Source organism: Bacillus sp. (in: firmicutes) (assembly GCF_031983925.1).
Lineage (GTDB): Bacteria > Bacillota > Bacilli > Bacillales > Bacillaceae_G > Bacillus_A > Bacillus_A pacificus.
Genome location: NZ_DALYZR010000009.1, coordinates 91,639 through 106,363, shown reverse-complemented (window position 1 = coordinate 106,363; position 14,725 = coordinate 91,639). Strand labels below are relative to the sequence as shown.

The following is a 14,725-nucleotide window of genomic DNA, read 5'->3' as shown; positions in this document are numbered from 1 at the left end:
AGAAAATTTTCATTTAGAGGGTACTTCAAAACCTTAACTTAATAGTAATGTGATGCTACACCTAGTTGAGATAGAATATCAGCATCCAATAGTTCGTTAAAAGTGTATTTAACGAACAGTTTGATGGATTTCATAGAATTGAGTATAGTAGAGGTATCAATCATATATTGATACCTCTCTTCTTTTTCAAAGACTAGTATGGTATCCATATATGTAATCAAGCTATTTATTAAAATAGTATTCTAGCTCAAAAATTTGAATAGTTAGTTTAAGTATTAGTTTAAAAATTTATTTACATTATTTGATTTGAGGTGTACAACATGAGTAACCAAGAAAAAGAAAAGTTTAAAATCCTAATAGATAAACATAAAAGTAAAATGCCCTGGTATATCATAGAGTATGCAGAAATGAAAACAGCCCTCTCCCCCGCTACATTGTATGCTTACATTACTGAATTTGAAAAGTTTCTAAACTGGCTTATAAGTAATCGATTAGCCGTTGAAAACGGTAAGGTTGTCACTAATATATGTGATGTACCAATTTCAACACTAGAAAATCTACCATTAAATGAAGCTAGAACTTTTCAAAGATATCTCCAGGGAGAAGGTATTGAGACAAGAGCTATTAACAGAACTTTCTCTGCTTTAAAATCTCTATTCAAGTACTTAGCTCAAAACACAGAGAATGAACAAGGGGAAAATTACATCTCACGTAATGTAATGGAGAAAATTGAACTGCATAAGGAGAAAGTAGATGCAGCAGCAAGAGCAGATGACGTTGCAAACATGATATTTAATGAAAAAGATGATGTAGCTTTTCTCCAATTTCTAGCAAATGATTATGGTGAAATGTTGAAAGATATATCACCAAAAAAATATAACTTTTTTCAGCGTGATAAAGAAAGAGACATAGCCATTATAAGCCTTATTTTAGGCACTGGCCTTCGGGTTTCCGAGGTAGCTAGTCTTACTATCTCTAGTATAAACTTCCGTCAGGGTACCGTAAAAGTGACTCGTAAAGGTAATAAAAGATCTTCTATATTAGCCACTCGCTCTTGCTTAGATGATGTTCAAGAATATATAAAGGTCCGCCCTAGTAAATATAACTGTTCTCAAGATGAAGATTTACTTTTCGTAACAAACTATAAAGGGAAATATACGCAGCTAACTGTTAGAGCTATACAGAAGTTATGTGACAAATATTCAAGTGCATTTGATGAGAAGCGTAGCCCTCATAAACTACGACACACATATGCTACAAATCACTATAAAGAAAACAAGGACCTAGTATTATTACGTGATCAACTTGGCCATACTTCTGTAGAAGTTACTAGTATCTATACAAATATAAATAATAAGAAGAAACGTGAAGCTATTGATCGATTAGAAAAAAGACAGTTTGAATAATAAAGGAAAAGCATCCTATTTAGGATGCTTTTCCTTTATTATTCATTATACATATCACAGCTTTTAATCAATTAAAGCAAAATTCAGTTTTAAAATAAAATTTTTAATAGATTTTATTTATTTATTTATTTAAGTAATATATAAATTATCACTATTACTCTTGTTTATTATTTAACTACATGTCATTTTTATTCTTTGTTATCTATATCATTATCAGTTCTATCACGAATGCCTCTTAAATCTAAATAGGTATACGTTTTAGTATTTTCTTTTAAGAGATAATCTACATATTGTTCAATAGACGCTATCTTCCCTAATTCAAAAGCAACTCCTTTAAATTCTTCAAGAAATTTAGATAAATTCACTACAATAAATCTTTTTATTCTCTTATCAAATAAATCTAATTCATTTCTTTCAAAATGATCGTATGCATATCCATAATCTAAAAGTTCAGTTCCTATAACAGAATCCATTCTATTTAATTCATTAAGTACCATGTTCTGTTCATTTTCTGAATATAAATGTGATATTTTAAAAATATTTTGTAAGCTAGGAGCGATTGGTATCGCCTTTCTAAATAACAATGGCCCAAAATTTTTTAATAATATTCTGCTGTTTACTTTTAAATAGAATTCCAAATTTGAAAAAGGTTTGATTTTATAATTTACATATTCTTTCTCATATGCGATAACACTAATTCCTTGCTTTTCAAAAAGCCTATTAATTTTAGGGATTAATGATTCCAAAAAATTCGGTTCTAAAATTTTATGTACTATATCAGAAGTGACATAACCAGTTTTTTTTATATGCTTAATTGTTTCATAATCATTTTTTAATTGAAGCCATTTAACAATTTTACGTGTAACAACATAATCCTTTAGTTTGTTTTCCGTTTCATAATCCCTCATATTGCTCAAAAAAGAATCCCTTGACTTTAAAAGTTTAGAAATCTTTTTTATATCAGCTTTTCCAACCCGTCTTTTTAAATAGTTATTATATATCTCTTTTAATTCACTCCCAATATCAAGGTACTTATTCTCTAAAAATTCAGGAATTAAGACGTGATACTTTTCTAATTCAGATTCCCATGACGATACTATTTTTTCTATACCAGGAAATTTTAATGTTAAACTCTGAATACGAGATTGTCGGTGTGCACGTCTCATAACTTCTGCTTTAGTCAGACCAGAAGGATATTCTAATGAATGAAATGCTGTTATACATTTACTTCCCACATTCATTTTCATTCCATTAAATTGATTTTTGATATGAAAAATTAATTTATTTTTCTGCTTACACAATGTACATTTTTTCCTTTTTTTCTCATCTTCAATAATCTCATAAGGATTTACATCACCAATCCACTCATCTCTGCACTGATTTATAACATTTGCTAATGTATCATTAAATAAAATAATTTCATCCTTTGTAAAATAATTAAACCCTTTATCAATTTCATTGGACGGACTATCCAAATACGTATATGCTAATTTATACAGAGATTGAGCATTTTGCTTTGCATATTGACTATATATTAATAATGCACGATTATTTCTATTAATGAATAGATTTCTTGCATTTTTTGATAAAGTATAACCTTCTTGCAATGAAACAATTTTAGAATTTATCAAATAATCAAACCACCCTTTTTTTGTATTAATAACCTTAATTTTACCATAAAATCTAATTAATTTTCAAATAATCAGATTTTAGTTGCGTTGAATTTTTAAATTTCTTCAAATTAAACATTAATTCATAATTGGCTTGAAAATGTTTGTATAGGGTTCATTAATATCTTAAGAAGCATCTATAATGTAAAATAAAATACTAATTGAGTAATTAGAAAAAACATTTTACGTACTACGACACGTATGTTACAATATCCACTTCATCCTTAATTAACTAGGGCTTTCATCCATTTAAAAAACCATCGTAATGAAAAATACGATGGTTTTCTTTTATTTTTTATTAACCTTATTCTCCACTAACAAGTTGACTTTCATCAAAGGGATTCATTATCAATATGTATTTTTTATTACCCAATCTCAGATTCACCTTATAAGGTCTATTCAAATTAAACATGTATATCTCTGGTTCAAAGTCATGTTTAAATTTATAACGACGCGCCGCATTTTCAATCACTATATACACATACTCAGCAAAACTATCTGGTTCCATACAATCATCCCATATTTCTTTCCACTTCGTTTTATCGACAACTACTTTATTTTTAAAATCAAGAGATAGAGTACTATATCCCATTAAACTTCCACTTCCTTTTAATATCTTATCTGATTATATAAGACTAACTTATTGGCATTACTTATAAATTGATTCTTAAATTAAAGAAAAACCCTCTAGTAACGATATTTCAAATCTAATTTGTCATAGCTGTCATAATATGTTCTACCGAAAGCATAATCTTTTTTCGATCCCTTTTTAATAATATACCCGGTTTCTATAAATGGACTTCTCCTATTTTGACAATGAGCACTACGATGCCCGTCTCCTCGTCCATGAAGATGCCATGTCGCACAATAAGGGCACCAAACTGCAAGATTTCCACTTTCATCTCTTTCATAGGCTAATAATACAGGCAATGATCTTTCACTTTTATTTAATCTCATATGTATCCTCCTAAAAAACACGATTTTAAAATTATAATATAAAGAAATAAAGTTTAATGATATATATGTTATCTTCCAATTACAAAAATTTCTTTTATAATAACTTCAGCTGAATATAGCCATCGTCGTTATCTTTTAAGTTTTCTTTTTGCTCCTTGTTCTTGCTATTTTTCTTTTTTAATTCAGCTTCTATTTCTTTTTCTACATGGAGAATCTTGTCTTTCATAAACCACCGTGGTAGTCCTGAAGGAAAATACTTTCTTTCATAAGCAGTGCGTTCTTTTTTAGGAATACATTTGTATTCCTCCCAAAACCTATTTCTAAAATTATCGATTTCATTTTTTGTTAAAAGTGGTATATCATCATAATCTTTGTTTAAAAGTTCTTGTTTTCTATATAATTGCTCTTTCTGTAATTGAATGCGTTTTCGTTCTTCTTCCTCTTTCTTTATTTTTTCTTGACGGATACGTAGCTCTTCTTGCTCCCTTTGTATTTTTTCTTTTTTTTGCACTTTATCTAACTTTTGTCCATACTTAGTCAAAAGCTTTTGATAAAATATTTTTTCCTTAGTATTATTTGTTTCCTGTTCATAATGTTGCTGTAATTCCTCTACAAACTCATTTAAACTTCTACCCTCAATCCATTTTTTATAACTATTTTGTTCCTTATTAAAATACATTTCATAATCATTCTTATCACTTAAGAAACGTGTTGGAAATCCTTTAAATAAAGTTTTTACGACTATATACCACTTATGGCACTCTTCATTTAAATAGTTCAACCAAGAATACCACTTACCGATTGAAGATAAATGAAATTGAACCTTTTCTGCCTCCAAGCGGTCTACTAGCATATTAAATTCCTTTTTATATTGATTGTATAAGTCGTTCATATAATCCTTTGCCATTTGTTCAGCCAATGTTTCCTCTTGCCTTCTGCGCTCCTCTGCTTTTTGTTGCTCTATCTCTAGTAGTTTGTTAGTATAGGCTATTTTTATTTCTTCTCTTGTTTTTCTCGCTAATTCTATACTATTTAATGCTTCCTCTATCTGCCAGGCTTTATCAAACTCAATAGCAGCATCTACTAACTTCGTGGGATCAGAATCACTTCTATGAATTTGGCCTTTAAATTTTTCATTTAATTGAGTACTCTTTTTCAGCCTCGTATCATTTTCACTATTTGGTGCACGCAATAATTCTGTTTCTAATAATACTGGTACAATGTCAGACTCTGCTATTCGGTTAACCAGAAATATATCATCTTGTGTTGAATGTTCTCGGTTCTCTAATAATGCATCTACCCTTAACTTAGAACTTTCGGGAGTTCTTCGAATTAAAAATACATGTCCATTATGATCAACAGTTACAATAACATGGTATACATCCATCAAATAGTTAAATGCTTTATTATTTTCCCCTGTTACAAAGAAGTACTCCTCTTTTAATGGAGCAATATATGTATACTCATATGAATTTGTTTCTGGATTAAAACTACTAATTCTTGTGCCACTATAACTATCCGTGTATATTTTTTCACCATTTACTTCTTTTTCCTTAGGTGGAAAGAAACTATCTAGTATTAACACCCATGCAGTTGGTACATTTTCTTCAAAATATATATTTGTTCTCTTTGCAATATTACTAGTCCGAATATTTGACGCCTGTACCTCGATTGCCAGCTTCAGCTCTTCTTTTCCATCAATTGTTTGCAGTACTGCTACGTCGGCACGTGAAATGTCTTTATATCGTTTCTCTTCTTTTACGATGTAACCAGCCTTACTAAATAATTCATATAAGTATTTCTTAGTTCTAGCATGTGCCAGTGATTCAAATGAAAAACATTGTTCTTTATCTAAATGAAAAAAATATGGATTTTTATTAACGGCCTTAGATCCTTTATTAAACGACATGATGTCTTCGCATATAGGGCATATTGCCTGATATATAGCTTTTCTTCCTTTAATAAGCTTAGCTTCCTTTTCATTATCTATAATCATAGAATCTAACTCTATATAACTTTTCTCCTGAAATTCTATTAAGTTACCACTAGGAAATATTTTTTTCCAACCATCAAAATACTTAATGTAAGAATACTGCATTTAATATACACCCTTTCAAAGAGGAATATTATTACCATCCATTTAATTCATTATAATACTATTCACGCATTAAAATTTATGAATATATACATTTAATTATTAATAGAAATTCTATGCTTACTTATTTTTATCTTCTGATTCTTATTAATAAATAGTTTAAAATCAACTTCAGATTAACTTTATTTTGCTATGATGGTAATAATTAAATAGGGCTAGGTTACTTCTATGAGAGGGGGGAATTATTTGTACAGAAACTTGTTGAATTTTTCATTATATTGTATTCTAAGTCTTTTTATATATTTAATAATTTTTTTTATCGCTATAAAACCTGCTATTATTAATGCTACGTCCATAGATTATAATAGGGTGCAATTTGTTTGGCTGTTACTTCTACTCATTTTAATTTCGATGATATATGGATTAATAATAAAAATATTAATTCGTCATAATTCTAGATATTCTCATTCAATCAAAAATGAAAGTATTTTATTTATATTTAGTCATATTTTCACTGCTCTTATTCTCTTTTTTTTTATTTCTATTTAGGCTTTTAAACGAATAACAAGTAAGATATGGCTTATTTTATTTTTATAATTGATTACCGAGAAATATTGAAAAATATATCACCACAAAAATATAGTTTTTCCGGCGGGATAAGGAAAGAGATATAGCCATCATAAGCCTCATTTTAAACAATAGACTTCTGGTTTCCCATGTAGCTAGTCTTACTATTTCTAGTATAAACTTCGGTCAGGGAACCATAAAAGCGACTCGTAAAGGTAATAAAAGATAGCCACTCGTTCTTGCTTAGATGATGTTCAGGGGTATATTAGGATTCGTCCTGATAAATATAACTGCCCTCAAGATGAAGACTTACTTTTTGTAACAAATTATAAAGGGAAATATACGCAGTTAACTGTTAGAGCTATACAGAAGTTATTTGACAAATATTCAAGTGCATTTGATGAAAAACGTAGCCCTCATAAACGACAGCACACATATGCCACCAATCATTATAAGGAAAACAAAGACCTAGTATTACTTCGAGATCAACTTAGACATACTTCAGTCGAAGTTACTAGTATCTATACAAATATTAGTAATGAGAAGAAACGTGAAGCTATTGATTGTTTAGAAAAAAGGCAACTTGAATAATTTAGCATATAATTCCCGAGAATTACAGTCTAGTTCATCTATTCACTAAGCACCTGTTGTAGAACGAAAATTGAGCGATTTAAATTTAAAGAATTGAACAAACATACCCCCGTTCTATATATAGGACGGGGGTAAAAATATAGTTGCTTAATCTCGATGTGAAATTGAAGATTTTTTTATCCAATGAATTAATTCAAAGGTACTAATTCTAATCGCGTAATTTATATTGGATAAATTCTATTATTAATCCTTGTAATTTGCAGCGATTTAGAGAGTAGATTTAGTCTTCAGAAGAGCTTCTTCTAAATCTTTAATTATTTTCGAATGTAATAACATCCACTTTTCGGCAGTATCTGGTTGACCTCCAAAGCTTAAAAAGAAGTTGTTCACTGTTTCTACCACATTTAGATCATTAAGTTCCATATGAAGATAGTAATGTCTTAAACATCGAATCAGATTTAAGATTTCAAAAAGTGTACGATGTTCTTTATATATACGCCCATCGATATCTTTCTTTTGCTTTTGCTCTTTGTGAAGTGATTCAAAAAAGATTTGCTGCATATAATTGATAAAATTCTCGAATTCGCGGTTGCTTTTACTTAATTTAAGGGAAACTAAATAAGCAATATTCCCCATGTTCTTAGGATGTAACTTGAAAATATCTATAGCAGTCGTATTCTCCATAATATCAGTCTGAAGATTTATGCATGCTATTAGTTTATTTCGATATTCTTCATCCTCTGGGACAAAGAGGATTCGATTGACTGAGGTTAAAGTAGTGTAAATATCATTGCTCTTTTTGTAGTTTGATTTATAAAACTTCAACACATCATCGTGGATTACATGGAAATCGTTTAGTTCGATATCTTCTTTGTTTTGTTCAATAAATCCCAAAATCCCTTCAAGTACTTTTCCTAAGCTGCTTGCGTCTTTTACGGCTATATTTTTAAACGCAGATACTATTTCTTCTTGAAGTCGTTCAAATGGTTCTTGCTTAATTTCTTTTCTTACAACATCATTTAATAAAGTAAATAAGAGTTCCAATGCTTCTATATTCGATATCTTTTGAATTAACATTTGTGAAGTAAAAGAACCATATTTTTTTTGTTTTCGAATGTAATTAATGTAATACTCAATACCTTCTATATTTTGATAGTTTATTAAATGTGCAGCACTCTTTAAAGCTATATTGTCTTTTTTATTAAGACTTTCTATTAAAATATCTTGAGTTTTTTGAGGTTCGAGCTGACTTAAATAAGCGGCACATGTATCAAAAATCTTCTCGTCTTCAGTGGACACCATTAACTCTTTTAAGTATGAAATTTCTACACCTAGATAAATTAAAGTTTTTAGACATTCCAACTTATCACGATTAGAAAGATTACTGTTACTAAATAATTTTTTTATTATCTCTATTGAATCCCTTACCTTATACTCTTTACAAAAGCTTAAATGATTGTATAGTATTTGCTCCCTGATGTCTTTATTTATTAGGTTCCAAAGGATTCTTTCCTGCATTAAAGACAAACTAACATATTTTTCTATATATTTAATTCCCACATGATTGTTTTTAATAACATAATCAAATGATATCATATCCAACAATATGTTTTCCGGATATTGAAGGTTAAACAGTCTTTGGAAAAACCATAATGACACATATATTGAACCAAATGTTACACTATTTTCGTTGTAAGTAATTGCAGTATTAAAATCAACGTGTTTTATTTTGTCATAGCATATTTGTGAAATTTTCTCTCTTTGTTCTTTAGAAAATTCGATATTCGAATTATTCGTTTTTATTTTATACGCCTCATTCAGTGTGAATACATCATAATCTGGAATTAATGTTTCGAATTCATCAAATGTAATAGGTTTTATTTTCAATATTTCTCTTAAGCACCGCAACATAAAACTATTATATTTCTCATCACCTTTTAAATTATCCCACATTTTATCGATTTCCAAATCATCGAAACATAATGCTTCTTTTTCTTCACCTATGAATATGTTTTTAACTTCTGCTAAAAACTTTTCTTTTGAGAAAATAATTTCAATAAATTCCATTAGTTTATTGTTTTGTATTTCTTCATAATTTTTAGAAGTGGGCTCTTCGATATTAAGATCATGTACTAATTTTTCTACGAAATCCTCCTCTTGATGATACACACGCATTTCAAAAATTATTTTCATTATTTCATTTTCAGATATTACATCATCTTTTTTATCGGAAATAAGTCTTAGTATATTCTCCTCTGTCATCGATAAAGCAATTACTTTGTAATAATAACGATCTTTTTTAATTTCCGCACGATTGTAAAAACTATCGAACAGCTGATTTAAAGTACCTGAAGCTACAAAAAAATTGAAAATAGTATACATTGCTTTGTGCGGAGATATGATATCTGATTTCCTTAAAAGTTCCCGCATCTTATTCCAAACAACCGAAGATTCCTGATAAATTAATGCTTTACCTACTATGCTAGGTATTAAATCATCAATATGAATATCCCTTAGTATCTGGGTGTTTTCAATAAAATAATCCAGTAGTTTTATAATTGCATCTAGTGATTGCAGTTTTTCTATACAATCATAAATAGCATAGTTTGATAAATGAATGGTTGAATCAAGATTAAAGTGCATTAAAGGAATGTGTTCAATAATAAATTCAATATAATCATCCACTGTTGAATATTTAGTTAAGAATCTAAAAAAAGAACCAATTAAGCCTACATTTTCTTTTTCTTGAAGAATAGGTAATACAGCATTAACAAGTTCATTATCCACCTGGTACAAACTTGTTAAAGTTGATAAGCTAACTGCCCGCAATTCAGTATTAATATCTATGTTTAATACAAGATCAATGAGTTTGTTTTTTAAATCCATTTCTGCATATTCTTTGAAGTATCGAATTATATAAACAGCGTTGTATTTATCCATATTACTACTTGAACTTATGATTTTATCCTTTAAATAACTGTATGTTTCATTATTCATCGCTAATTTTGCTAAATCAAATGGATTATCTCCTAACCAAATATCACGGGAGGAGTATCTCTCATATAGAGTTTTAAAAATTTGATTACGTTGTTGCTTTGTTAATCTTCCAACTTCTAAATCTAAGAGCATTGAAGGATCTATAGTAATTAGATTTTCAATTAGATCTTGGCTATCTCTCAAATATAACAAAAAAGCTACAGTGTTTTTCCATGATGGCAGAATATTAAATTCAGGCAATCCATCTATAGTAATTAATTGTAAAATATCATCGAGGCTCTTATTTTTTAAAGCGTCTGCAGCAAGATACTCATTGTAATTATTATGAATAAACTGGAAACTAATATTATTATTATTAAATCTTTTTTTAATTATAGATAAATTTTTAATGACATGCCTAGTTTCTTTATTAGGGATAATTGTCATAAGCTGTTTATTTGTTAAGAAATTTGATTGGATGCTTTCCATAACTAATGCTATTTTTTGTAAATTGAAGTATACTTTTTCTAATTCATACGATTCCTTAAATAAGATATCTTCTTCTAATTCATTTAGTTTTTCATTGATTGAAGATTTTATAACTTCATTAATAATTTTCGCAGTATTTTTAGGGAGAGAATTATTTATTTTATAATAATCAATAATTGCATTTAGATTGAATGGATTTTTCATAAATTCCATATAATTAAATATTTTAGCATCCTGTAGAAGTGCATTATATTTCAAAGGTAATTTATTTTTTACAAATTGTTCAATATCACGGGAGGAAAAAGGTAATAGTTGAACCAATTCTGCATTATTAAAGTTATTTGAATAAGCATTTGAGCGAGATGCAATACAAAAGTGTGAATCACAAAACTTATCCCGAAAAGACTGCAATTTTTTTATAAGTAATGCCTTATTTTGGACTTGATCAAATTCATCAAATAGAAAAAGAAACTTTAAATCTTTAAATTTAGTAAAGTCTCCATATTCCTTTTCTAGTAACATTTGAATATCTTCATCTGCATACATATTTAATGAATAATATAAGGCAAGATAGTTGTTACTTGGATCGCGATTACTCATAATTTCATAAGCACTTCTTTTTAAAAATATACTCTTACCTTCACCTGCATCCCCAAGTAATACAATAAACTTATTACTTTTTACTAAATCTAATAAATTCGAATCTTTAGTATTTCTCATATAAAGTAAATCCATAGGGATTGAATCTTTAAATGCTTTACAACTAATAATATTTCTTTTGATTGATTCCCCTGTTTCCTTTGTTAAATCTATAACCTTTTTTCTTAAATCATCCAAATCATTCAGATCATCAGAAGCTCTTTTGGTAACCGAAACATCTTTTTCATTACGCATAGCTAATACCACCTTTTGTTAACTTATCCAACTCTATCAGAAAAATTATATCATATACTGTGTTCACGAATTTTAAACAATACCCAGCTTAAAACATCCGCGTGCTCCTGAGGTTTCAATCTACGGTTATGAACCTTAATCTTCTCTATATAAGCCTCTCTTAATCAATTTTATATGGTTTCACGCTGTTTTTGCTTAGGTGAGATCATTTCTTATTGGTTTGTAGTAATTGACTCTTAGAATTCCTTATGTGATTCTTCATTGATCGCTCCTCCTATTTTATTTTTATTTACTTCTTATCCGAACCGAAGACACAGCGCATTCCAAATCGAGGCACAGCATATGTAGTTCCAATTTTACGGATTGAGCCTTTTGGGAAATCATTTATTCTTTTACGTAATGTTGATGATTCAATTCCCCACTCTTCTATAGCACCTGTACTACTCATAATTTCGTTATCCAATAGATTAAGGTCTCCCCGTTCTACATCTTCAAAATTAAATCTATCCATCTCTAACTGCTGCAGCATGTCTCTTTCGTCCCCTTTTACAGCAAATAAATTATAATCCTCTCCCTGATGGACCTCTTCTAACACTTCTACGTTTAGATACTCATTGGCAGCTACCTCAATCGTACTATTCTCAGATATATAATAGTAGCTACCTTCTTTTACTTTGAATATAGCCTTATTCCATATACCATCTGCACCAGTACCTTCAAAAATCTGTTCCGCTTTTATTTGTTGATTGATTTTTCTGAATTTTGTTGAAAAATAAAAATAAAACAGTTAAATACAATGGGGATTTTGCTACAATGGTAATATATAACATCAGTAGACTTCTATAGGATGGGGGAATAAATAATGATTGTTTCAACTAAGGGAAACAATGAAATTACAAAGCTACTAAACGATTGGTATCTTGAAATCCGCTCAAGACGTATAGGTAATGCTCATCAATTAAAAGAAATAATTGATACTAAGATTCATAGTATTGAAGAGGATCAGAATTTATTGCTCTACTACTCACTACTAGATTTTAGATATCAATTTGTAATTGATAATTTAAGCGTTTCAAAAAGCAGTTTTGACAAAGTTGAGGCTTTTGATATGCCTACAGATAATTTCTTAGCTTATTATTATCACTTTTTCAAAGGAATTCATGCCTCTACTATTGGAGAATATCAAATCGCAAAAGAGAGTTATGAAAACGCAGAAAAACTTTTAGACTGCATTCCTGATGAATTGGAAAAAGCGGAATTTTATTATAAAGTTGGAGCTTTCCATTATGATATGTATCAAGGGCTCTTATCTTATAAAAAAGTATCAGAGGCAAGGGAAATCTTTGCTCAACATGCTGGGTATGAAATTAATGTCGCTTTTTGTGATAACCTTATAGGCCTAGCTTGTACTCATTTGAGAGAATGGGAACTCGCAGAAGAGTATTTTACGAAAGCAATGGATATGTTCCAAAAAATAGACGAAGAGCAATTTATTTTAATGGTGCGTCAAAATTTAGGGTTAATGTATGCTACTCAAAACCTCTCGTCATTAGCTATTAGATATCTTTCAGAAGTAAATCAAAAAATGCCTAACAATTATAAAGCACTATTTATTGAGGCAAGGGAACATATGAAAGAAGGAAATCACTCCGTTGCAAAAGATCTCATAGTAACAGGACATTCCATTTGTGAAGAGGTTGCAAATATAGAGTATCTGCACCATTTTAAAATATTAGATGCAATGAATGGAGATTTTCCTGCCGAAACACTTGAAAAGACAGTGTTAGAAGGCGTATCATATTTTAAAGAGCAAGAACTTTTCGAATACATTAAAGAGTATGAAGAATATCTTGCTACTGCATTTTATAAAGAAAATAACCATGTTAAAGCAAGTCATTATTTCTATTCATGTTCTCAAGCAGGAAAAAAAGCTTTTGAGAAGGAGGCATTAAAATGAAAAAGACAATGCTCGGTTTAGTTGGTGTAATTACTATTTTTACTTTAATGTTTGGTGCCCAATCCCCTACAGAAACACAGAAAGCTATTGATGTTATTCAATATGCACACGGAAATCATGGTGGTTAAAGTCTTAATTTAATTCATTTTTCATAACTCATGCATTATGAAAAGGGAAGAAATTTTTCTTCCCTTTTTTAGATTATTTTATTTTGTATATGTTATTTTTCTATTTTTACTGTCTAAACTTTGTTGTCTATTTATTATAATTCTTGGTGAATCGTTAGAATTATAAATTATTGTACCTAAATCTAATACAATAGATAGATTTTCATTAATTCTGTTCATAAAATAATCATCAGGTAACCAACCCAAAATTCATTAAAGTTCCTCCTTAAGTACATTAACGTGACAAAACTAGATTTCAGCGAGAGATACATTTTGTCATTGAAGGTTGTACTTTTTTAATTAATAACACCATAAAAATTTGTTAAATTAGAGATAGGTTATTATTGCATGGATATAGAAAGATACTAGGAGTTGAATATAATGAAAAAAAAGTATATTGAATTTATCTTAGAAAATCAGGAACATATGAAAAAAATACAGGAATTAGATAATATATCTAAAGAAATTGGAGATCATTTACTTGGTAAGATCGAAAGAACTTCTAATGGCATTTTAATTTCTGAAAGTAAAGTGCATGACTTGAGCTATCTTGAAAGGGAACTTGAGCGATTAATTGAAGATAATTACTTCATGGACAACGATTGTGATTGCTTCGGTATGATAGAGCAAGGATATATGCATGCCCTTTATAACCATTTCCCATTAGATTTGATAGAAGCTATAACCACTGAACAAACGAGAAGACATACAAGAAAAAGGCATCCTAAAAAGAGTTGGGAAAAGCTAAGATCTTATGGATTGGAAACGGTAGATAAAAGGAAGAATACGAACATCGCATTTTAATACTAAAAGTTTAAATTAAAAAATGACTCCCGACAAATTAGAAAAGACAATTAAAACAAGAATGTTGTATAATGTTGTATTTTGATAAAGAAGACCTACATGAATATGTATTAGAATAAATTAAAAAATTTGTGGTTTTATTCCTTCAAGAA

The 14,725-nt window shown here is 29.2% G+C and carries 11 protein-coding genes and 2 pseudogenes; 6 read left to right on the top strand and 7 right to left on the bottom strand.

The features are described 5' to 3' along the window. The first annotated feature begins 320 nt into the window (after window positions 1-320). A complete protein-coding gene (gene xerS / locus RTP99_RS21525; protein WP_046646355.1) occupies window positions 321-1,406 on the top strand; it encodes a tyrosine recombinase XerS in 1,086 nt (361 codons plus the stop codon). A 188-nt stretch (window positions 1,407-1,594) separates the two neighbouring features. Here xerS and RTP99_RS21520 read toward each other — a convergent pair whose 3' ends face one another. The 4 genes from RTP99_RS21520 to RTP99_RS21505 all read right to left on the bottom strand — a co-directional run bounded on the left by RTP99_RS21520 (window position 1,595) and on the right by RTP99_RS21505 (window position 6,131). Then, window positions 1,595-3,037, bottom strand: coding sequence for a hypothetical protein (locus RTP99_RS21520; RefSeq protein WP_046648674.1), 1,443 nt, complete (start codon window positions 3,035-3,037; stop codon window positions 1,595-1,597). Between the two features lie 343 nt (window positions 3,038-3,380). After that, a complete protein-coding gene (locus RTP99_RS21515; protein ID WP_046648672.1) occupies window positions 3,381-3,668 on the bottom strand; it encodes a hypothetical protein in 288 nt (95 codons plus the stop codon). Between the two features lie 95 nt (window positions 3,669-3,763). Beyond that, complete coding sequence (locus RTP99_RS21510) at window positions 3,764-4,033, bottom strand: hypothetical protein (protein WP_046648669.1); 270 nt, start codon at window positions 4,031-4,033, stop codon at window positions 3,764-3,766. A 94-nt stretch (window positions 4,034-4,127) separates the two neighbouring features. Then, on the bottom strand, window positions 4,128-6,131 hold the full coding sequence (locus tag RTP99_RS21505; protein WP_046648668.1) for a competence protein CoiA family protein: 2,004 nt from the start codon (window positions 6,129-6,131) through the stop codon (window positions 4,128-4,130). A 243-nt stretch (window positions 6,132-6,374) separates the two neighbouring features. On the opposite strand from RTP99_RS21505, the gene RTP99_RS21500 reads away from it, so the two are divergent. Together RTP99_RS21500 and RTP99_RS21495 are read left to right on the top strand one after the other, a co-directional pair. Continuing rightward, the gene (locus RTP99_RS21500) at window positions 6,375-6,677 is read left to right on the top strand and encodes a hypothetical protein (protein WP_061130459.1); all 303 of its coding nucleotides are present in this window, start codon (window positions 6,375-6,377) and stop codon (window positions 6,675-6,677) included. Between the two features lie 47 nt (window positions 6,678-6,724). Beyond that, a pseudogene (locus tag RTP99_RS21495) lies at window positions 6,725-7,286 on the top strand (tyrosine-type recombinase/integrase); the annotation flags it as partial. Between the two features lie 267 nt (window positions 7,287-7,553). Here RTP99_RS21495 and RTP99_RS21490 read toward each other — a convergent pair. The 3 genes and pseudogenes from RTP99_RS21490 to RTP99_RS21480 form a co-directional block, all read right to left on the bottom strand. Then, window positions 7,554-11,645, bottom strand: a complete 4,092-nt coding sequence (locus tag RTP99_RS21490) for an NACHT domain-containing protein (protein ID WP_046648666.1) — start codon at window positions 11,643-11,645, stop codon at window positions 7,554-7,556. A gap of 53 nt (window positions 11,646-11,698) precedes the next feature. Continuing rightward, window positions 11,699-11,907, bottom strand: a pseudogene (locus RTP99_RS21485) (transposase); the annotation flags it as partial. A gap of 27 nt (window positions 11,908-11,934) precedes the next feature. Next, window positions 11,935-12,384 (bottom strand): helix-turn-helix domain-containing protein, encoded by a 450-nt coding sequence (locus tag RTP99_RS21480; protein ID WP_046648664.1) that lies wholly within the window; start codon window positions 12,382-12,384, stop codon window positions 11,935-11,937. A gap of 123 nt (window positions 12,385-12,507) precedes the next feature. Here RTP99_RS21480 and RTP99_RS21475 point away from each other — a divergent pair, with 123 nt between their 5' ends. The 3 genes from RTP99_RS21475 to RTP99_RS21465 all read left to right on the top strand — a co-directional run bounded on the left by RTP99_RS21475 (window position 12,508) and on the right by RTP99_RS21465 (window position 14,573). Beyond that, entirely contained in the window at window positions 12,508-13,602 is a 1,095-nt protein-coding gene (locus tag RTP99_RS21475; protein ID WP_046648662.1) for a Rap family tetratricopeptide repeat protein, read from the top strand. Beyond that, complete coding sequence (locus RTP99_RS21470; RefSeq protein ID WP_086706967.1) at window positions 13,599-13,730, top strand: Phr family secreted Rap phosphatase inhibitor; 132 nt, start codon at window positions 13,599-13,601, stop codon at window positions 13,728-13,730. Before RTP99_RS21475 ends, RTP99_RS21470 begins: the two co-directional genes overlap by 4 nt. A 420-nt stretch (window positions 13,731-14,150) precedes the next feature. Further along, window positions 14,151-14,573 (top strand): hypothetical protein, encoded by a 423-nt coding sequence (locus tag RTP99_RS21465; protein ID WP_046648660.1) that lies wholly within the window; start codon window positions 14,151-14,153, stop codon window positions 14,571-14,573. The last annotated feature ends 152 nt before the right edge of the window (window positions 14,574-14,725 follow it).